The sequence below is a fragment of the Nonomuraea sp. CA-143628 genome (assembly GCF_050942315.1).
In the GTDB taxonomy this organism is placed as follows: domain Bacteria; phylum Actinomycetota; class Actinomycetes; order Streptosporangiales; family Streptosporangiaceae; genus Nonomuraea.
Map to the genome: position 1 here is coordinate 5236968 of NZ_CP192072.1, position 19523 is coordinate 5256490.

A 19523-nucleotide genomic window follows, 5' to 3' on the forward strand; every position below is an offset into this window, starting at 1 on the left:
CCCGAACACCGGGCATCCCCCGACGCCGGACAGCCCCAACGCGGGACATGCCGGGCGCCGAGTACGCAGGCGACCCCCTTCGCCTGCGGATCGGCCCTCAGCGGATCTTCGCGAACCTCAGCTGAACTCGGCCAGCGTCCGCTCGGCCTCCTCCAGCCACGAGCGGCGGGCCGTGATGGCCTCCTCGGCCTCCTTCACGTCCTTGGCGCGTCCGGCCGCCTGAGCCTTGGCCAGGCGCTTCTCCAGCTGCTCGATCGAGGTGCGCAGCTGGTCGACCGTGCTCTGGGCGCGGGCCCTGGCCTCGGGGTTGGACCGCTTCCACTCGGCGTCCTCGGCCTTGCGCACGGCGTCGTCCACCTTGCGCAGGCCGCCTTCGAGGCGGTCGCGCTGCTCGCGCGGCACCGGACCGGCCGCCTCCCAGCGCTCCAGGATGTGGCGGAGCGCCGCCCTGGCCGTGCGGACGTCGGTGACCGGAAGGATCTTCTCGGCCTCCGTCAGCAGCACCTCCTTGAGCTCGGCGTTGGCCGCCAGGGACGCGTCGCGCTCGGCGAAGACCGCCGAGCGGGCCTGGAAGAACAGGTCCTGGGCGCCCTTGAACCGCGCCCACAGCTCGTCCTCGGCCTCCCGCGACGCCCGGCCCGCGCTCTTCCAGCGCTGCATCAGGTCGCGATAGACGGCCGCCGTCGTACCCCAGTCGGTCGAGTCGGCGATCGCCTCCGCCTCGGCGACGATGCGCTCCTTCTCCGCGCGTACGCCCTCGCGCTGCTCGTCGAGCCCCGCGAAGTACTGCTTGCGCCGCTTGGCGAAGGCGGTGCGGGCGGCCGACAGCCGCTTCCACAGCGCGGCCTCGGTCACGCGGTCGATGCGGTCGGCCGCCTTCCACTCCTCGACCAGCTGGCGCAGCCGCTCACCACCCGACTTCCAGTGGGTGGTCTCGTCGGCGATGCGCTCGGCCTCGTCGACGATGCGTTCCTTGACCGTCCTGGCCTCGGCGCGCGCGTGCTCGCGCGCGACCTTGACCTCCTCGCGCCGCTGCGCGACCGCCTCCGTCAGGCCGTCGAGACGGGCCGTCAGCGCGGCGAGGTCGCCGATGGCGTGCGCGTCGGCGACCGCTTCGCGGAGCTTGACGATGCTGGCCTCGGCCTGCGCCGGGGCCAGGTCGGTGCCTTTCAGCCGCTGCTCCAGCAGCGTGACCTGGCCGGCCAGCTCGTCGTACTTGCGATGGAAGTAGGCCAGTGCCTCGTCCGGTTCACCGGCCTGCCAGGACCCGACGGCTCGCTCTCCCTCAGCCGTACGCACGTAGACGGTGCCGTCGTCGTCTACCCGGCCCCACGGGTCGGTGCTCACCGTGTCCTCCCGCACTATCCATCAGACCCTTCGGGACTACTGTCCCTAGTTTGTATTACGTCAGCTCTTGCCAGAGATTGTCACGCTTTTGAATTCGACGGTTTCCTTAGGTGCCCCAGTGCCATCCTGCCCGGGAGTGAGGACGCCCGCTTTGTTTACCTTGTCGAGGATGTCGAGACCCTTGGTGATCGTACCCACCGGGGTGTAATCCGGGGGAAGTTGCCCGAGGTCGCCGAAGATCAGGAAGAACTGGCTCCCGGTGGTCCCCGGCGCCTGCGTCTTGGCCATCGCCATCACGCCGCGCTTGTAGCTGGCGCCCTGGAGGTTCTCCTCGGCCATGACGTAGCCGGGGCCGCCCGCGCCGTCCGACTCGCCCTTGCCGTCGGCCTTGGCCTGCGGGTCTCCGCACTGCAGCATCGGGAACTGGGCGCTGCCGAGCCGGTGGCACTTGCTGCCGTCGTAGAACTTCTTCTCCGCCAGGTAGGCCAGCGAGTTGACCGTGCACGGCGCCTTGGCGTTGTCGAGCGTCACCTCGATGTCGCCCAGGTTGGTGTTGAGCGTCATCGTCTTGGTCGCCGGCTTGAGTTTCACCTTCTTCGGCGGCAGCCCGACGTCCTTGACCACGCCTCCGCCCTTCTCGGCGACGTAGTCGCACGTGCTGGTCTTGGCGTCGAACGGCTTGGGCCCGGCGGCGGCCGAAGCCGAGGCCGTGGGCGCCGCCGTGTCCTGGGCGGAGGTCGAAGGCTGAGCCGTCGTGGCGGCGTCGGTCTTCGAGTCATCGCCGCCGCCCAGCAACGCGACCGCCGCCACGATGCCCCCCACCACGACGACCACGCCTACCGTGGAGCCGATGATCGCCGTGCGCTTGGCGCGCTGCTCGCGTTCGAGACGGCGTGCCAGCTGCCGCTCGTGGTGCTCGCGTGCCAGCTGCTTCTGCCGGTCCTTCCCCGTGGCCACCGCTTTGCCTCCCATAGTCAATCAACTGAGGTGGGCGAATCGTATCGGCCAACGGGTAATGATTCGCAGCCCGGCGACCCGCACCGGTACCCTTCGGTTACATTCCCATTGGCTTTTTTGACGAGATCAGCTGAGGCAGATGCTCATCGCAGGCTTCCCCGCAGGGGCCTTCCAGACCAATTGTTACGTTGTCGCGCCCGCGGCGGGCGAGGAGTGCGTGATCGTCGATCCAGGTCAGGACGCGGTCGACGGGGTCGACGAGCTGCTGAGAGAGCACCGGCTCAAGCCGGTGGCGGTGCTGCTCACCCACGGACACCTCGACCACGTCTGGTCGGTGGCCCCGGTCTGCGGCGCGCGCGACGTGCCCGCCTGGATCCATCCCGACGATCGCCACCTGCTGAGCGATCCGGCCGCGGGCTGGTCGCCGTCGAGCTCGGCGATGTTCGGTGGCATCACGCTGAGCGAGCCCGACGACGTGCGGGAGCTGTCCGACGGCGCCGTGCTGCCGCTGGCCGGGCTGGAGCTCGTGGTCGACCACACCCCCGGCCATACCAGGGGGTCGGTGAGCTTCCGGCTGCCCGATGACGACATCCTGTTCTCGGGTGACCTGCTGTTCGCCGGCTCCATCGGCCGCACCGACCTGCCGGGCGGCGACTACCCGACGATCCTGCGCAGCCTGGCCGGCAAGTGCCTGCCGCTGCCTGACGATACGGTCGTCCTGCCGGGCCACGGACCACAGACCACGATCGGCCACGAGCGCGCCACCAATCCATATCTGAAGGAAGCCGCGCCGCACGCCGGTCCCACACGAGGCATCTAACAGGGATCTCATGAGTTTCCAAGCGCCAAAGGGCACCTTCGACTGGCTGCCGCCCCGCTCCGAGCAGGTCCTCGCCGTGCGCGAGGCCCTCGTCGCGCCCGTGCGGCTGGCCGGCTACGGCTACATCGAGACGCCGGTGTTCGAGGACACCCAGCTGTTCGCCAGGGGCGTGGGTGAGTCGACCGACATCGTGTCCAAGGAGATGTACACCTTTCCCGACAAGGCGGGCCGCTCCCTGACGCTGCGGCCCGAGGGCACGGCGTCGGTCGTACGCGCCGTCCTGCAGCACGGCCTGCACAACGGCCAGCTCCCGGTCAAGCTGTGGTACTCCGGCAGTCAGTTCCGCTACGAACGCTCCCAGAAGGGCCGTTACCGGCACTTCTGGCAGGTCGGCGCCGAGGCGCTCGGCTCCGAGGATCCCGCGCTCGACGCCGAGATCATCGTGCTGGGCGCCCAGGGCTTCGCCGCGCTCGGCCTGACGGGCGTCCGGCTGCTGATCAACTCGCTGGGCGACAAGACCTGTCGGCCCGCCTACCGGGCCGCGCTGCAGGAGTTCCTGCGCGGGCTCGACCTCGACGCCGACACCAGGGCCCGGATCGAGATCAACCCGTTGCGGGTGCTCGACGACAAGCGGCCCGAGGTGCAGGCGCAGCTGACCGGCGCGCCCCTGGTCGTCGACCACCTGTGCGCCGCGTGCAAGTCCTACCACGAGGAGGTCCGCGGGCTGCTGAGCGCCGCCGGCGTGGCCTACGAGGACGATCCGCGGCTGGTGCGCGGGCTCGACTACTACACGCGCACCACGTTCGAGTTCGTGCACGACGGGCTCGGCTCGCAGTCCGCGGTCGGCGGCGGCGGACGTTACGACGGGCTGAGCGAGATGCTCGGCGGGCCGCCCCTGCCCAGTGTCGGCTGGGCGCTGGGCGTCGATCGCACGTTCCTCGCCATGGAGGCCGAGGGGTTGATCGGCGAGAGCGCACCGGGACGCGTCCAGGTGTACGGTGTCCCGCTGGGTGACGAAGCCCGCCGCCGGATGTTCCTGCTCGTGACCGAGCTGCGCCAGGCGGGCGTCAGCGCCGACCTGGCTTACGGCGGTAAGGGGCTCAAGGGCGCGATGAAGGGCGCCGACCGCTCGGGTGCCCGGTTCGCGCTGATCCTGGGCGAGCGTGACCTGGCCGCGCAGGCCGTACAACTGAAGGACCTGACCACCGCTGAGCAGACCGAGGTGCCGCTGGCCCAGGTCGTCGATGTCTTGAAGGGGAAAGTGCAGTGATGCGCACGCATACCGCCGGGTCGCTCCGAGAGGAGCACGCCGGGCAGCAGGTGACGCTGGCAGGATGGGTGGCCAGGCGCCGTGATCACGGCGGTGTGGTCTTCATCGACCTGCGCGATGCCTCCGGCTCGGCGCAGGTGGTCTTCCGCGAGGAGGACCACGCCCACGACCTGCGCGCCGAATACTGCGTGCGGGTGGTCGGCCAGGTCCGGGTCAGGCCGGAGGGCAATGAGAACCCCGAGCTGCCCACCGGCGCGATCGAGGTCGTCGCCGAGCGGGTCGAGGTGCTCAGCGAGTCCGCCCCGCTGCCCTTCCCGATCGAGGGCAGCGCGGGCGTCTCCGAGGAGGCCCGCCTCAAATACCGCTATCTCGACATTCGCCGCCCGCAGGTGGCCAATGCCCTGCGGGTCCGCTCGAAGGCCACCTACCTGGCCAACGAGGTCATGCACGAGCTCGGCTTCGTCTACGTCGAGACGCCGACGCTGACCAGGTCCACGCCCGAGGGCGCGCGCGACTTCCTGGTGCCGGTCCGGCTCCAGCCGGGCAACTGGTACGCGCTGCCGCAGTCGCCGCAGCTGTTCAAGCAGCTGCTCCAGGTGGGCGGGCTCGAGCGCTACTACCAGCTCGCCAAGTGCTACCGCGACGAGGACCTGCGGGCCGACCGGCAGCCGGAGTTCACCCAGATCGACGTCGAGATGTCGTTCGTCGACCAGGAAGACGTCATCGCGGTCGGCGAGAAGCTCATCGGCCGCGTGTGGCGGGAGACGGTCGGCTACGAGATCCCGACGCCGCTGCCCCGCATGACCTACGCCGACGCGATGGCCCGCTACGGCTCCGACAAGCCCGACCTGCGCTTCGGCCAGGAGCTCGTCGAGATGACCGACTACTTCGCCGGCACCTCCTTCCGCGTGTTCCAGGCCGACTACGTGGGCGCGGTCGTCATGCCGGGCGGCGGCTCGCAGACCCGCAAGGAGCTCGACGGCTGGCAGGACTGGGCGCGCTCGCGCGGCGCCAAGGGCCTGGCGTACGTGCTCGTCCAGGAGGATGGCACGCTCGGCGGTCCCGTGGCGAAGAACCTCTCAGAAGAGGAAATTTCCGGACTCGCGGCGAAGGTCGGCGCCCAGCCGGGCGACGCGGTCTTCTTCGCGGCCGGCGCGCGCAACGCGGCGCGCGACCTGCTCGGCGCGGCCCGGCTGGAGATCGGCCGCCGCTGCGGCCTCATCGACGAGTCGCTGTGGTCGTTCCTGTGGGTCGTCGACGCGCCCATGTTCGAGGAGGACGGCGAGGGCGGCTGGACGGCCGTGCACCACCCGTTCACCGGCCCCAAGCCCGAATGGGCGGACAACTTCCAGGACCACCCGGGCGAGGCCCTGGCCTACGCCTACGACATGGTCTGCAACGGCATGGAGATCGGCGGCGGCTCCATCCGTATCCACCGGGCGGAGATGCAGCAGCGGGTCTTCGACGTGCTGGGCATCTCCAAGGAGGAGGCCGAGAACAAGTTCGGCTTCCTGCTGGAGGCGTTCAAGTACGGCCCGCCCCCGCACGGAGGCATCGCCTACGGCTGGGACCGGATCTGCATGCTGCTGTCCGGCGGTGAGTCGATCCGCGACGTGATCGCCTTCCCGAAGACCGCCTCGGGCTTCGACCCGCTCACCGGCGCGCCCACACCCATCACGGTGGACCAGCGCAAGGAGGCGGGCGTCGACGCCAAGCCCAAGAACGAAGGCTGACCTGGCCCAAGTGCGACGGCTGACCTGCGAAAGGGCGCCCCGCCTCGCCAGTTCAGGGACACTGTCGGCGAAGTAGACCGAACAGAAACGGCCCCGTGATCACAGAAGCGATCACGGGGCCTTTCCCATGCCAGGAGCTGTCGAGCCCGCGCGGTCCGCTGCTCTAGTCGGGAGGGGAGGGCTTGGCGTTGCTCCAGCCCGAGTCCAAGACCGCCTGGTAGGCCAGCGTCCTGCCGGGAACCTGCCACTTCTGGCTGTTGTGGCCTGGTTCGAGCTGGACGTTACGGCTGCCCAGGACGTTGCCGGTCCGCTGGTCGAAGAGCACCTCCCGCTGGATCTTCCCATGGTCATCGACGGTGTCGATCGGGGCCGCGAGGCCGACCGCCGACCGGCCGAGCGGATCCGTGACGGCGCCTAGCTGCCGCACGCCCGGATAATCGGTGATCAGGCGCATGAGACCGGCTCGCACCTTGGGCGGCACGGGCGTGTCCGCGAGAGCGAAGAAGACCCGGGTGAGCACCCCTGTAGGGTCGTTGCAGCGCCTCGGCGCTCCAGACCCGCCCGCTATGAATTTGACCGAGCCTTCGCACAGCAGCTTGCGCAGCTCTTCGGGGTCGGTCGGCAGCTCTTGGAGCTCCTGATAGGTGAACTGGCCGACGCCGCTGATGAGGAATGCGCCGCCGCCCTGGTCGTTCGGATGGTCCTCCTGCCAGGCACCCGACTTCGTCCTGACGGTCCTGCTCACGCCCGACGGGCGCACCGTCCAGCTCGAAGGGGAACCCGCCGCGCGCCAGGCATCGGCGTCGGCGCGGGTCTGGGGCTTACCCGCGAAGGAGCGGCCGTAGAAGGACTGGCCGTCGCCGCGGGTTCTTCCCGTCCACCTGAAGTACTCGCTGCGCTTTTCCACGACGTACCCACCGGTCCTGCCGAGCGCGAGCGCCGCGAAGGCGAAGCGCTGGTGGGTGTACCAGTAGCGACCCTGCTGTTGCAGCTCCGCCTGAGAGGCGGCGGCCAGCATCATGTCGCGAGGCGACAGAGCATGAGGCATGGGCTGCACACCCGTCCGCGGTCGTGCGGGATCGTCGTGGGCGAGCGTCATACCCGCTGCCACGGCCGCGGCCGTGGCAGCGGCTACCAAGCCGAGCGGCATGCGCCACGTACGGCGAGAGCGCGGCCGTGCGGTGTCGTCCTGGCTGAGCATCCGGCGACGGGCGGCCGCCGCGGCCTCCGCGGAAGGCGGGGCCGGATCGTCGTACACCCCACGTACGAGACGCAGCTCCTTCATCGATGTGTCCCCTCCTCGTCGAACAGCGGATTCGTTCCGCCCAGCGCCTTGCGTAGCTTCTTGCGAGCCCGGTTGAGCCGCGAGGAGACCGTGCCGAAGGGCACGTCCAGAGCCTGCGCCACCTCGTCGTAGCTCAGCCCCGAGAGCGCCACCAGGAGCAGCACGTCACGCTGGTCCGCGGGCAGGGCGGCGATGGCCCTGGCCAGCGTGCCTTTGACGGCCTGCGCGCTCACCTTCGCCGTCACCTCGTCCTCGTGACCTCGGGCCGGGTTCGCCTCCGGACGCAGCCGGTCCACGGCACGAAGGAGGCGCACCTCGTCGCGGCGGTGCCGGCTGATGAGGTTGGTCGCGATGCCGTAGAGCCAGGGGCGGGCGCTGCGGCGGCTCATGTCGTAGCGGCGACGCTGCCGGAAGGCGAGGGCGAACGTCTCAGCGCAGACGTCGTCGGCGGTGTGCGGGCCGAGCCGACGGGAGACGTATCGGTGGATCTCCGCGTAGTGCGCGTCGAAGACGGCGCCGAAATGCTCGGGTTCGTCCCAGGACCGTTCGATCACCTCGGCGTCGTCCTGTGACGGTGGGGCGTCGCCCGGGGGATCGGCCAAATAGGGCTCATTCATTCACAGGCCTTGAGGTCGGCGGGACGTCGGTCACCGGTTGTTGTCCGCAGGCCGTTTTCGCCTTCCCCTGAATTTCGGCACACCGCCTGGGGAGCGGTCTCAGCGAGGCCATAGGCGCGCAGCGCATGGGCCGGGGATACCTGGGCCGCGAGATCGGAGTCTTCCCATGTCTCTGCGGCCCCGCTCCTACTGTGAGGTGCCTGAGGGAACCGTTCGGGTAGCGCGAGCGGCGTTCCCGGGCGCAGGCCCGGCCAACCGAATCCGCGACACCCTCGGGTGATCTACGAGGACGAGCGGTTCGAGGCCCTGTTCTCGTCGAGAGGGCAGCCCGCGCTGTCTCCAGAAGGCCTGGCGATGGTATTGGTGCTGCAGTGCAGCGAGGGCTTGCCTGACCGGCAGGCCGCTGAGGCAGTACGCATGGCTGCGCCTGGTCCCCATGGTGCAGAGGCTACGGCCACAAGGCCCATCTCCCGGAACCTGTGAGCGTGATGCCCCCACCTGATCACGAACGTGGAGACCACCCCCGCTCCGGGAAACGACTGGTCGGCCCGATGATGCGCGCCGCCGGCCGACAGAGCCGCACGAAGGGCGGCTACCCCGCGTCGGCGTTCACCATCAATTGGGACAACCGCCGGGTGACCTGTCCCAGCGGCAAGACCAGCATTCGATGGACGATCGAGCCTGACCGAGATCCGGGTCGAGTTCTCCCAGCGCGACCGCGGCGGCTGCCCCGTCAAAGCCGCGTGCGCCTGAGGCCGGCATCGGCGGCTGACGTCACGGCCTCAGGCCCGGCTTGACGCATGGCCGACCGGCAAACCCCTGGCGGCGACCCGGGTCTCCCACTTCGCAGCTCTCGCCCCCGCCGCGTAACGACCACCACGCGGCCAATTCGCCAACAGTGTCCCGGTTCAGGAGCGGCGGGGTGCCCTTTCGTGCCCGGCTAGCGGAGCGTGACCTTCTCGATGATGATCGGGTTCTTCGGGGCGGTCGAGCCGCCGTCGCCGACGATGTCCTGGCTGTTGACGATGACGCCGTCCTTGGCCACCTTCTCGATGATCTCCAGGCCCGAGCGGACCATGCCGAGCACCGAGTACTGGCCCTCGATCTGCGAGTTCTCGTCCGCCAGTGAGATGGCGAACTGGCTGCTGTTCTGCCCGGCCGCGTCCAGCGGCTGGGTGAGGAACACCACGCCGCGGGTGTACGGAATCGCGCCGACGGCCTCGTCCTGGTAGACGTAGCCCGCCGTGCCCTGGCCGTCCGTCGGGTTCTTGCCGTCGGCCTTGGCCTTGGGGTCGCCGCACTGCAGCAGGAACAGCCCCGCCGTCTCTGGCGTCACCAGGCGGTGGCACTTGGTGTTGTTGTAGAAGTTCTTCTTGGCCAGGAAGTCCATCGAGTTGACCGAGCACGGGGTCGCGGCCGGGTCGACGTCGATGACGATCTTGCCGTGGTTGGTGAAGACGGTCATCGTCTTCAGCTTCATGTTCGGGCGGCTGCCGGGCATGCCCACGTACTTCATCGGTACGCCCGAAGTGTCCCGCTTGTAGGTGCAGGACACCTTGCCGGTCTTCTTCGGCAGCGAGGACAGCGACGGGGTCGGCGAGGGCGCGGCGCTGGGCGGGGTGGAAGCCGACGGAGTGCTCTCGGCCGAGACCTTCTTGCCCTCGTCGTCCTTGTTGACCAGCGTGGTCGCGGCGAAGATGCCGCCCGCCACCACGACGACGGCCAAGCCCGCGCCGATGAAGACGTTCCGCTTCCCCTTGGTGCTCTCCGCCGCCGCGCGCTGCTCCTGCCGCTCCTTGTGCTCCCGAGCCAACTGGCTCTGGCGGTCGTCCTCGCCGCTCACCGGTATGTCCTCCACTTTTGCCAACACATGACCAAACAACTCCGGGAATGCTACCGGCCCTGCGATGTGCCGGACGTAAGAGGAGGAAACCACTCGTAGTGACGGGATGGACCGCGAACCATATCGTGTCGCCATTCGTAGTTGAAATGAGAACTAGGAGTGCAGACATGTTCGACGAGATCTTCGGCTTGCCCGCCCATCCGCTGATCATCCACTTCGCCGTGGTGCTGACCCCGCTCCTCGCGGTCGCCTCCGTGGCGTACACGGTCCTGCACCGCTGGCGGCCACTGCTGGCCTGGGCGGTGGTCCTGCTCTCCCTGGGGGCGCCCGTGGCCGTCTTCGCGGCCAAGGAGAGCGGCGAGAGCCTCAAGGCGTCCCGCTTCGCCTCGGTCGACGGCACCCTGGGCCAGCGGATCGAGACCCATGAGAGCTTCGCCAACCCGTTGCTCCTGTCGGCGGCCGGGCTCGGGGTCGCCGCGTTGCTGCTCGTCTACGCCACGAGCCCGAGCCGCGGCTCGCTCGGCGACAGGTTCGGCCGCCCGGTCACCCTCGTGCTGTCCGGCGTGACGGTGCTGCTGGCCGTGGTGGTCGGCTACTTCGTCTTCCAGGCCGGTGACTCGGGCGCGAGAGCCGTCTGGGGCGCGTAGCCCGCTCACCGATGGTGGGAGAGTCGTCTGGGATGCCCGGCCGGCTCCCGATGGCGGGAGAGTCCTCTGGATGCCCTGGCCCGCTCCCTGGCCGTGGACCGAAGCCCGGTTGCCTGATGGTGGACCGCTGGACGCGGTCCACCCCGTAAACTCGCGTTGTGGAGAGTCTGTTCGATTCGGCGGCTGAGGAGGCCACACCGCAGCCCCTCGCGGTCCGGATGCGGCCGCGCACGCTCGACGAGGTGATCGGCCAGCGTCACCTGCTCGGCGCGGGCACCCCGCTGCGCAGGCTCGTCGAGAGCGAGGCGCCGATGTCGCTCTTCCTGTGGGGGCCGCCCGGCACCGGCAAGACGACACTCGCCTACGTCGTCTCCAACGTCACCAAGCGGCGCTTCGTCGAGGTCTCCGCCGTCTCGGCCGGGGTCAAGGACGTACGCGCCGCCATCGATGTCGCCAAGCGCGAGCTGGGCATGAGCGGCCGGCAGACCGTGCTCTTCGTCGACGAGGTCCACCGCTTCAACAAGGCCCAGCAGGACGCCCTGCTGCCCGCCGTCGAGAACCGCTGGGTCACCTTCATCGGCGCAACCACCGAAAACCCCTTCTTCTCGGTCATCTCGCCCCTGCTGTCGCGCTCGTTGCTGCTCACGCTCGAGTCCCTGACCGACGACGACGTCCGCGCGGTCCTGGAGCGGGCGGTGGCCGACGAACGCGGTCTCGGCGGCCGCGCCACCGTCGCCCCCGAGGCCGTCGACCATCTCGTACGCCTGGCCGGCGGCGACGCCCGCCGCTCCCTGACCTACCTCGAAGCCGCCGCGCTGCTGTCCGACGACATCACGGTCGAGGTCGTGGAGAAGGCCGTCGACAAGGCGGCCGTACGCTATGACCGGCAGGGCGACCAGCACTACGACGTCATCAGCGCCTTCATCAAGTCGATGCGCGGCTCCGACGCCGACGCCGCGCTCCACTACCTGGCCCGCATGATCGAGGCGGGCGAGGACCCGCGCTTCATCGCCCGCCGCATCGTCATCTTCGCCTCGGAGGACGTCGGCCTGGCCGACCCGACCTGCCTGCAGACCGCGGTCGCCGCGGCCCAGGCGGTGCAGCTCATCGGCCTGCCGGAGGGCCAGATCAACCTGGCCCACGCGGTCCTGCACTGCGCGCTGGCGCCCAAGTCCAACGCCGTCGTGAAGGCCATCGGAGCGGCAATCGGCGACGTACGCCGCGGCCTGATCGGCCAGGTGCCCGGCCACCTGCGCGACGCCCACTATCCGGGCGCCGCCAAGCTGGGCCACGGCGACGGCTACAAATACCCGCACGACTTCGACCACGGGCTGGTCCGCCAGGACTACGCGCCCGAGCAGGTGCGCGAGAAGCGCTACTACGAGCCCACCAAGCACGGTGGGGAGGGCGTGCTGGCCGAGCGGTGGGCTCGGATACGTGACTTCCTGCGGGGCTCCTGACGGCCGCTTGGCGAGCTTCTGGGCGGGGCCATTGACGGGCTCTTGGCGGACTCCTGAGCGGGGTCCTCGACGGGTCTCTTGGCCTGGCCTCTCGGCGGCCCAGGAGACGGGTTCCTGGCGGGCTCTTGACGGTCGTTGACGAATTCATGGCTGGCTCTTGACGGACTTCTGGCTGTCCGGCACGGGCCGGGTTCGGCTGGTCGGCCTCGGGGTCGGTGCCGCTCGCGGGCCGGACCATTCGAGCGGGCGAAACGGGGGCCTCCGACGTGGCGGCCTGATGGAGCCGGGCGTCGCCAGTAATCTGGGCCGTCGAACGCGATAGGGTTCTTGCCGTTCCGGCCCAGCGTACGAGGGAGATGAGCGGATGCTTACCGCTGGAGAGGTCGCCGGGCTGATCGCCGCCACGGGCTGGATCGTCTTGGTCTGCGTGCTCGTCATGGTGCTGGTCAAGCTCACCCGGCTGATCACCGCGACCAGCAGAGCGGTGGCCGACCTGAGTGCCCGCATGGCACCGCTGCTCGACGACGTGAGCCTGACGGTCAACGAGACCAACCGGCAGCTGGTGGCCGTCGAGGCCATCGCCAAGGACGTCAAGCAGGTGAGCTCCCACGCCGCCAAGCTCAGCGCCGTCACCCAGACCGTCTTCACCGGACCGCTGATCAAGGTCTCCTCCATCGGCTACGGTGTGCGCAGGGCCATCGAGGTCCGCAGGCCGCGCAAGGCGGGCCGACGGCGATGATCAGACGGCTGTTCTACCTGTCGCTCGGCGCGCTGCTGACCCTCTGGGTGATGCGCAGGCTACAGGCGCTCCACCCCAACCATGTGGCCCGCAGGACCGTCGGCGGCGCCGCGAGCATGCTCGGACGGGTGAGAGACTTTACTTCTGACGCGCTCGGCGAGGCCGCGGAGCGCGAAATCGAGTTGCGGGCCCGTTTCGGGCTCGACAACCCTGAAAGCAACGACTAACGCAAAGGATGGCCACCATGGAGTCGGCAGAGATCGCGCGCCGCTTCCTACGCTTCTTCGAGGAGCGTGGGCACAAGGTAGTGCCCTCGGCCAGCCTGATCGCTGAGGACCCGACGCTTCTCCTGGTCAACGCGGGTATGGTGCCCTTCAAGCCGTACTTCCTGGGGCAGCGCAAGCCTCCGGCGGACCGGCTGGCCACCGCGCAGAAATGCGTGCGCACCCCCGACATCGACGAGGTCGGCAAGACCACCCGGCACGCGACGTTCTTCCAGATGCTGGGCAACTTCTCCATCGGCGACTACTTCAAGGCCGAAGTGATCCCGTTCGCCTGGGAGCTGCTGACCAAGCCGGAGGCCGAGGGCGGCTTCGGTTTCCCGCCCGACCGCCTGTGGGCGACCGTCTACCTCGACGACGACGAGGCGCTCGACATCTGGCACAACAAGGTCGGGCTGCCCCTTGAGCGCATCCAGCGCCGCGGCCTCGAAGACAACTACTGGCACATGGGCGTGCCGGGCCCCGGCGGCCCCTGCTCGGAGATCTACTACGACCGCGGCCCCGAATACGGCCGCGAGGGCGGTCCCATCGCCGACGAGAACCGCTACCTCGAAGTCTGGAACCTCGTCTTCATGCAGGACCAGCTCGGCGAGGTCCGCAGCAAGGTCGACTTCGACATCGCCGGCGAGCTGCCCGCCAAGAACATCGACACCGGCATGGGCCTGGAGCGCATGGCGGCGATCCTGCAGGGCGTCGACAACATCTACGAGATCGACACCACCTACAAGATCCTCGACAAGGCGGCCGAGCTCACCAAGACCCGTTACGGCCGTGACCACCGCTCCGACGTCAGCCTGCGAGTGATCGCCGACCACGTCCGCACCGGCACCATGCTGGTCGCCGACGGCGTCATGCCCGGCAACGAGGGCCGCGGCTACGTGCTGCGCCGCATCCTGCGCCGCTCGGTCCGCAACCTGCGCCTGCTCGGCTCCGGCGACGAGCGCTACATGCACGCGCTGACCGAGGTCGCGATCGAGGTCATGGGCGAGCAATACCCGCAGCTGAAGGCGGACGCGCCGCAGATCCACGGGGTCATCGACGCCGAGGAGGCGTCCTTCCTCGGCACGCTGCGCACTGGCACCGCCATGTTCGACGTCACGGTGGAGGAGACCAAGCGCAAGTCCGGCTCCATGCTCTCCGGCGAGCAGGCGTTCCAGCTGCACGACACCTACGGCTTCCCGATCGACCTCACGCTCGAAATGGCGTCCGAGCACGGGCTTCAGGTCGACGAAGAGGGCTTCCGCCGCCTGATGAAGGAGCAGCGCGACCGCGCCAAGGCCGATGCGGCGGCGAAGAAGACCGGCAACGCCGACATCTCCGTCTTCGGGCAGCTGCTGGAGAAGGCGGGCCGGGTCGAGTTCCTAGGCTATGACCAGACCGAGGCCGACACGAGCATCGTCGGCATCCTGGTCGACGGCGGCGCGGTCCCCGCGGCGGGCGCCGGCACCGACGTGGAGATCGTGCTCTCCCGCACCCCCTTCTACGCCGAGGGCGGCGGCCAGCTCGCCGACCAGGGCGTGATTCGCACCGGCGGCGCCGAGGTGGAGATCCGTGACGTGCAGACGCCGCTCGCGGGTCTCGTCGTGCACCGCGGCCGGATCCGCAAGGGCGAGCTCAAGGTCGGCGACGAGGCCCAGGCGGAGATCGACATCGAGCGGCGCCGCGCGATCTCGCGCAGCCACAGCGCCACCCACCTCGTCCACCGCGGCTTCAAGAACGCGCTGGGCGAGACGGCGGCGCAGGCCGGCTCGGAAAACTCGCCTGGCCGCTTCCGCTTCGACTTCACCGCGGCGGGCGCGGTGCCGCCGAGCGTGCTGCGCGACGTCGAGGACGAGGTCAACGCGGTCCTCGTCAACGACCTCAAGGTCAACGCCTTCTACACCTCCCAGACGGAGGCCAGGGCGATGGGCGCGCTGGCGATGTTCGGCGAGAAGTACGGCGACGAGGTCCGCGTCGTGGAGATCGGCGACTACTCGCGCGAGCTCTGCGGCGGCACCCACGTGCACAGCTCCGGCCAGCTCGGCCTGGTCAAGGTGCTCGGCGAGCAGTCGGTCGGCGCCGGTGTGCGCCGCGTCGAGGCGCTCGTCGGCATCGACGCCTTCCGCTTCCTGGCGCGCGAGAGCGTGCTGGTCGCCCAGCTCACCGAGCAGCTCAAGGCGCGCCGCGAGGAGTTGCCCGAGCGCGTCGAGGGCATCGTCACCCGCCTGCGCACCGCCGAGAAGGAGCTGGAGCGGCTTCGGTCCGCACAGGTGCTCCAGGTGGCGGGCGAGCTGGCGGCGCAGGCCCGTGACCTGGACGGAGTCTTCGTGGTGACGCACCGCGCGCCTGACGGCACCGGGGCCGATGACCTGCGTAAGCTCGCGCTTGATGTGCGTGGCAGATTCCCGGCCGACCGACCGGCGGTCATCGTGATCGCGGGTGTCCCCTCCGACCGGCCCGTGGTCGTTGCCGCGGTCAACGAGGCGGGACGTGAGCGTCAGCTCAAGGCCGGGCGACTGGTCGGCGTCGCCGCCAAGGCGCTTGGGGGTGGCGGTGGCGGCAAGGACGATGTCGCGCAAGGCGGCGGCACACGACCGGAGGCGGTCGGCGACGCGCTGCGACTGGTCGAGCAGGCCATCGCGGAGCAGCTCGGCTGACATGCGGTTCGGTTCACGGATCGGCGTGGACGTCGGGTCCGTACGCATCGGTGTGGCCCGCAGTGACCCCTCGGGCCTGCTGGCCACCCCGGTGGAGACCGTCAGGCGAGGTCAGGGCGACCTCGACCGCATCGCCGCGATCGCCGACGAACATTCGGCGATCGAGGTCGTGGTCGGGCTGCCCACCTCGCTGTCGGGCCGCGAAGGGCAGGCCGCCGCGCTGGCCCGCGAATTCGCCACAGCGCTGGCCCGGCGACTGGCGCCCATGCCCGTCCGCCTCTTCGACGAACGGCTGACCACGGTCGCGGCGCAGCAGGGGCTACGGGCCAGCGGCGTACGCGCCAAGAAGCAGCGCGCGGTCGTGGACCAGGCGGCGGCGGTCGTGCTGCTGCAGGACGCGCTCGACGTCGAGAGAGCCACGGACAGACCACCCGGCAGGCCCGTCGATCCGCCCTCCGGGGTGGACGGCGGACCCGCCTCATGACCGGGCGTCTCACCAGGGGCGGCAGGGTACGGGCGGGGGTGGCCGCATGAGCGGGCCACCTCCGGACGAGGATGACGACCTGATCCCGTTCGTCCCGGAACCCTTCTTCCCGTCCTCGGACACAGCACCGTCTTCGGACGCCGAGGTGCCCTCGGATGCGGAAACGCCTTCGGATGCCGAAGCGCCTTCGGGCTCCGAAACGCCTTCGGGCACCAAGGTGCCCTCGGACGCCGAAACGCGTCCGGACTCCGTGACACCCTCAGACACCGATCTGTCCTCAGACACCGATCTGTCCTCGGGAACCGGCGTGTCCTCGCGCTCCGACGGTCCCTTGGGACCGGACGCGTCAGAGGCTCTGGACGTGCCGGTGACGGGGGAGTACGCGGCGGACGGACGAGAGTGTCGCGCGGACGACCTGGGCGCGACCACCCCAGCGGACGGCGGGTGGCTTCCCGGCGGTGCGCCGTCCGACGGCGGCTTGCCCGTCGGCGGGTGGCTTGCCGGTGGTGCTCCGTCCGACGATGGCGCGCCTTTCTATGGCGGGCGGCTCTCGGATGGTGGCACGTCCCACAGTGGCGCGTCTTCGGATAGCCGCACCTCCGATGGTGGCGGCTCCGGCACGGATCCGGGCGAATCGCCGGGCGTCGGTGACCTCGCACCCGGGGCGGCCCGGGTCGGTGGCGGTGGCGTGTCCGAGGCCGGGACCGGAACCGGGGCCGGGACCGGAGGCGGGACCGGAGGTGGGGCCGGGACCGAAGCCGTGGGCGGAGCTGGGCCCGAAAGAAGAGCTGGAGCCGGCGGCGGGGACGTTCGTGGGGTTCGGCGGCGGGAGAAGCGGTCGGCCGTGCGTACCGTGGCGCTGCTCGGCGTGGTGGTGGGGGCGTCGATCGCCGCGCTCAGCGTAGGCGTGTACGTGGCGCTCAAGCCGTACCTGACCCCCGACGACTTCGAGGGCACCGGCGGCGGGCCCGTGACCGTGCGGATCCCGCCCGGTGCCAACGCGAGTGACGTCGGCGCGGTGCTGGCCGAGGCCGGGGTGGTGGCCAGCGCGCGGTCGTTCGTGAACGCGGCCGAGGACCGCGCCGTGGCGGGACGCCTGCGGCCGGGGCACTATCGGCTGCGCAAGGGCATGGCCGCGGGCGCCGCGCTCGACCTGCTGCTCGCGCCCGCCTCGAGGATGGTCAGGCGGGTCACCGTGCCCGAGGGCATGCGGGCGTCCGAGACGCTCGTCCGGCTGGCCGCGCAGTCCGGGCTGGCTCTCAAGGAGTTGCGGGCGGTTGACACGGCTCTTGTCGGGCTGCCCAAGTACGCCAAGGGACTCGAAGGGTTCCTGTTCCCGGCCACGTACGAGGTCGAGCCCGCTGACAAGGCCGTCGACCTGCTGACCGCGATGGTGGAGCGGTTCGGCGCGGCGGCGAAGCAGGTGGAGCTGGTGAAGAAGGCCCCGCACGTGCATCTGAGCCCGCTGGAGGCCGTCACGGTCGCCAGCATGATCCAGGCCGAGGGCGGCAGGGACGAGGACTATCCCAAGATCGCCAGAGTGATCTACAACAGGCTCAAGCGAGACATGCGTCTCCAGATCGACAGCACCGTCCTGTACGCCCTGGGCAAGCGGACCCTGAAGGTCACCGAGAGCGACACCAAGGTCCAATCGCCGTACAACACTTACCGGCACACCGGACTGCCGCCAGGGCCCATCGCCAATCCCGGAGAGAAGGCGCTGATCGCGGCCCTGCATCCGGCGAGCGGTGATTGGCGCTGGTTTGTGACGACGGATCCGGCGCATAGAATCACCAAATTCACCGACAAAGAGAGCGAGTTCGTGAGATACCGGGAAGAGTTGCACCGAAACCTCGGGACGAAATGATGCTTGCCGGGACCCCCCTCTTCCCGCGAGGGATCTTCGAAATCCCCGAGCGGAGCCCCCGAGAGGGGGCCCGCGCGCTCTTCTTGTCCTCTAGCATGGCTACCCAGAGTGATATTCGCCGGTCGTGGGTGCACGGTCGGCGAACCCCCCGCTCGGTGACCCCCAGCGGTTCGGCAGTGCCACTTGACGCCGGGCCGTACGTACCGGGAGATTGGCCTGCGCACCTATGAACGATCTCGACATGGATTTCCTGCTCGGCGCCGAGGACGACGAAGGCTCCTCCCGGCGCCGCGGCCGAGCCAACGGTAAAGGCGGCAGCCGCAGGCGTCGCAGGCGCCGTAACCGGGGCGGCTTCATCGCGCCCCTCCTGGCCTTCATCGTCCTGGCGGGCATCCTTGGTGGCGGCGGCTACTTCGGCTACCAGTGGCTCAGCGGCGCCCTGGTGCCCGACGACTTCACCGGCCAGGGCAAGGGTGACGTGACCATCGAGATCAAGGACGGTCAGACCGCCTCCGACGTGGCGGTGGAGCTGGAGCGGCAGGGGGTCGTCGCCAGCGCCAGGGCGTTCACCAACGCGATCGCCAACGCCAACAAGAGCGGGGCGCTCCAGCCGGGCCAATACACCCTGCGCAAGGGGATGTCCGCCGCCAACGCGGTGACGATGCTCGGCTCGGCCAACAAGCTGATCGTCAGGATCCCGTTCGAGGAGGGGCTGCGCCTGTCCGACGTCCTCGCCCGGCTCGCCGACAAGACCGACAAGCCGCTGAAGGACTTCGTCGCCGCCGCCAAGGACACCAGCGACATGGAGCTGCCGTCCTACGCGAAGGGCAGGCTTGAGGGCTACGCCTTCCCCGCCACGTACGAGTTCCAGCCGAAGTCCACGCCGGCTGACATGCTGTCGCAGATGGTCGAACGGTTCAACCAGGCGGCGGAGAAGGCCGACCTCGTGGGCGGAGCCAAGGCCCTGCGGCGCACGCCCGCCGAGATCATCACGATCGCCAGCATCATCCAGGCCGAGGCCGGCCGGCACGAGGACATGCCGAAGATCGCCCGTGTCATCTACAACCGGCTCGACCATGAGCCGGAGATGCAGCTGAAGATGGACAGCACGGTGATGTACGCGACGAACAAGAAGGGCACGTCCGCGACGCACGCGCAGCTGCAGAGCAACTCCAAGTACAACACCTACAAATACTTGGGTCTCCCGCCCGGCCCCATCTCCAACCCGGGCGACGCCGCGATCGAGGCGGCTCTCAACCCGGCCAGGGGTCCCTGGCTCTACTTCGTCGCCACGGACCCCAAGAGCCACATCACCAAGTTCGCCGTCACGGACGCGGAATTCCAGGTATTGCTCAACGAATACCGCCGAAACGGTGGCTGACGCCGCAGGGTGAGCGGCGGAAGCCGGCCACGCCACCGGTCTCACCGTCTCGTAACGGCGCCCGGCCATGTGCGGGCTCAGCGGCCGTCTCCCTGGAGGCCCTGAGCCCCGTATGGCGACTGGGGTCGGCCGGGCATGCCGTACAGACAGGGAAAA

Annotated in this window: 16 protein-coding genes and 1 pseudogene; 12 read left to right on the top strand and 5 right to left on the bottom strand. The window is 69.6% G+C overall.

The window, feature by feature from the left end:
• Positions 1-117 precede the first annotated feature (117 nt).
• Positions 118-1347, bottom strand: a complete 1230-nt coding sequence (locus ACQP2T_RS23930) for a DUF349 domain-containing protein (protein ID WP_433518311.1) — start codon at positions 1345-1347, stop codon at positions 118-120.
• 60 nt (positions 1348-1407) lie between these two features.
• Entirely contained in the window at positions 1408-2304 is an 897-nt protein-coding gene (locus ACQP2T_RS23935; protein ID WP_433518312.1) for a peptidylprolyl isomerase, read from the bottom strand.
• Positions 2305-2443: 139 nt separating this feature from the next.
• Here ACQP2T_RS23935 and ACQP2T_RS23940 point away from each other — a divergent pair, with 139 nt between their 5' ends.
• Genes ACQP2T_RS23940 through aspS form a run of 3 tightly spaced genes read left to right on the top strand, consistent with a single transcriptional unit; the run spans position 2444 to position 6127 of the window.
• On the top strand, positions 2444-3124 hold the full coding sequence (locus ACQP2T_RS23940; RefSeq protein WP_433518313.1) for an MBL fold metallo-hydrolase: 681 nt from the start codon (positions 2444-2446) through the stop codon (positions 3122-3124).
• Positions 3125-3134: 10 nt separating this feature from the next.
• Complete coding sequence (gene hisS / locus ACQP2T_RS23945) at positions 3135-4394, top strand: histidine--tRNA ligase (protein WP_433518314.1); 1260 nt, start codon at positions 3135-3137, stop codon at positions 4392-4394.
• Positions 4391-6127 carry an aspartate--tRNA ligase gene (gene aspS / locus ACQP2T_RS23950; RefSeq protein ID WP_433518315.1) on the top strand — a complete coding sequence of 579 codons (1737 nt, stop codon included), beginning with the start codon at positions 4391-4393 and terminating at the stop codon, positions 6125-6127. Before hisS ends, aspS begins: the two co-directional genes overlap by 4 nt.
• Positions 6128-6290: 163 nt before the next feature.
• Here aspS and ACQP2T_RS23955 read toward each other — a convergent pair whose 3' ends face one another.
• Positions 6291-7412 carry a CU044_5270 family protein gene (locus ACQP2T_RS23955; RefSeq protein WP_433518316.1) on the bottom strand — a complete coding sequence of 374 codons (1122 nt, stop codon included), beginning with the start codon at positions 7410-7412 and terminating at the stop codon, positions 6291-6293.
• Entirely contained in the window at positions 7409-8014 is a 606-nt protein-coding gene (locus ACQP2T_RS23960) for an RNA polymerase sigma factor (protein WP_433518317.1), read from the bottom strand. Before ACQP2T_RS23960 ends, ACQP2T_RS23955 begins: the two co-directional genes overlap by 4 nt.
• 181 nt (positions 8015-8195) lie before the next feature.
• On the opposite strand from ACQP2T_RS23960, the pseudogene ACQP2T_RS23965 reads away from it, so the two are divergent.
• A pseudogene (locus tag ACQP2T_RS23965) lies at positions 8196-8446 on the top strand (IS5/IS1182 family transposase); the annotation flags it as partial.
• A gap of 523 nt (positions 8447-8969) precedes the next feature.
• Here ACQP2T_RS23965 and ACQP2T_RS23970 read toward each other — a convergent pair.
• Positions 8970-9872 (bottom strand): peptidylprolyl isomerase, encoded by a 903-nt coding sequence (locus ACQP2T_RS23970; protein ID WP_433518318.1) that lies wholly within the window; start codon positions 9870-9872, stop codon positions 8970-8972.
• Between the two features lie 167 nt (positions 9873-10039).
• On the opposite strand from ACQP2T_RS23970, the gene ACQP2T_RS23975 reads away from it, so the two are divergent.
• From ACQP2T_RS23975 to mltG (ACQP2T_RS24010), 8 genes are all read left to right on the top strand, one after another.
• Positions 10040-10519, top strand: coding sequence for a hypothetical protein (locus tag ACQP2T_RS23975; protein WP_433518319.1), 480 nt, complete (start codon positions 10040-10042; stop codon positions 10517-10519).
• 158 nt (positions 10520-10677) lie between these two features.
• Entirely contained in the window at positions 10678-11979 is a 1302-nt protein-coding gene (locus tag ACQP2T_RS23980) for a replication-associated recombination protein A (RefSeq protein WP_433518320.1), read from the top strand.
• A gap of 364 nt (positions 11980-12343) precedes the next feature.
• Positions 12344-12718, top strand: a complete 375-nt coding sequence (locus ACQP2T_RS23985) for a DUF948 domain-containing protein (protein WP_433518321.1) — start codon at positions 12344-12346, stop codon at positions 12716-12718.
• Positions 12715-12945: a hypothetical protein gene (locus ACQP2T_RS23990; protein WP_225298225.1), complete on the top strand. Its 231-nt coding sequence runs from the start codon at positions 12715-12717 to the stop codon at positions 12943-12945. The genes ACQP2T_RS23985 and ACQP2T_RS23990 overlap by 4 nt, the downstream gene beginning before the upstream one ends.
• Before the next feature lie 17 nt (positions 12946-12962).
• Positions 12963-15635 (top strand): alanine--tRNA ligase, encoded by a 2673-nt coding sequence (alaS, locus tag ACQP2T_RS23995; RefSeq protein ID WP_433518322.1) that lies wholly within the window; start codon positions 12963-12965, stop codon positions 15633-15635.
• A 1-nt stretch (position 15636) separates the two neighbouring features.
• Positions 15637-16119, top strand: a complete 483-nt coding sequence (ruvX, locus tag ACQP2T_RS24000; RefSeq protein WP_433518323.1) for a Holliday junction resolvase RuvX — start codon at positions 15637-15639, stop codon at positions 16117-16119.
• An 844-nt stretch (positions 16120-16963) separates the two neighbouring features.
• Positions 16964-17986, top strand: coding sequence for an endolytic transglycosylase MltG (gene mltG / locus ACQP2T_RS24005; protein ID WP_433518324.1), 1023 nt, complete (start codon positions 16964-16966; stop codon positions 17984-17986).
• A gap of 226 nt (positions 17987-18212) precedes the next feature.
• Positions 18213-19367 carry an endolytic transglycosylase MltG gene (mltG, locus tag ACQP2T_RS24010; protein WP_433518325.1) on the top strand — a complete coding sequence of 385 codons (1155 nt, stop codon included), beginning with the start codon at positions 18213-18215 and terminating at the stop codon, positions 19365-19367.
• Positions 19368-19523: the final 156 nt, after the last annotated feature.

What these genes read in the sequence shown, in the direction of transcription:
- mltG (WP_433518325.1), top strand. Translation starts at nt 18,213, where the DNA reads ATGAACGATCTCGACATGGATTTCCTGCTCGGCGCCGAGGACGACGAA.
- alaS (WP_433518322.1), top strand. Translation starts at nt 12,963, where the DNA reads ATGGAGTCGGCAGAGATCGCGCGCCGCTTCCTACGCTTCTTCGAGGAG.
- hisS (WP_433518314.1), top strand. Translation starts at nt 3,135, where the DNA reads ATGAGTTTCCAAGCGCCAAAGGGCACCTTCGACTGGCTGCCGCCCCGC.
- ACQP2T_RS23975 (WP_433518319.1), top strand. Translation starts at nt 10,040, where the DNA reads ATGTTCGACGAGATCTTCGGCTTGCCCGCCCATCCGCTGATCATCCAC.
- ACQP2T_RS23955 (WP_433518316.1), bottom strand. Translation starts at nt 7,412, where the DNA reads ATGAAGGAGCTGCGTCTCGTACGTGGGGTGTACGACGATCCGGCCCCG.
- ACQP2T_RS23990 (WP_225298225.1), top strand. Translation starts at nt 12,715, where the DNA reads ATGATCAGACGGCTGTTCTACCTGTCGCTCGGCGCGCTGCTGACCCTC.
- ACQP2T_RS23940 (WP_433518313.1), top strand. Translation starts at nt 2,444, where the DNA reads ATGCTCATCGCAGGCTTCCCCGCAGGGGCCTTCCAGACCAATTGTTAC.
- ACQP2T_RS23985 (WP_433518321.1), top strand. Translation starts at nt 12,344, where the DNA reads ATGCTTACCGCTGGAGAGGTCGCCGGGCTGATCGCCGCCACGGGCTGG.
- ruvX (WP_433518323.1), top strand. Translation starts at nt 15,637, where the DNA reads ATGCGGTTCGGTTCACGGATCGGCGTGGACGTCGGGTCCGTACGCATC.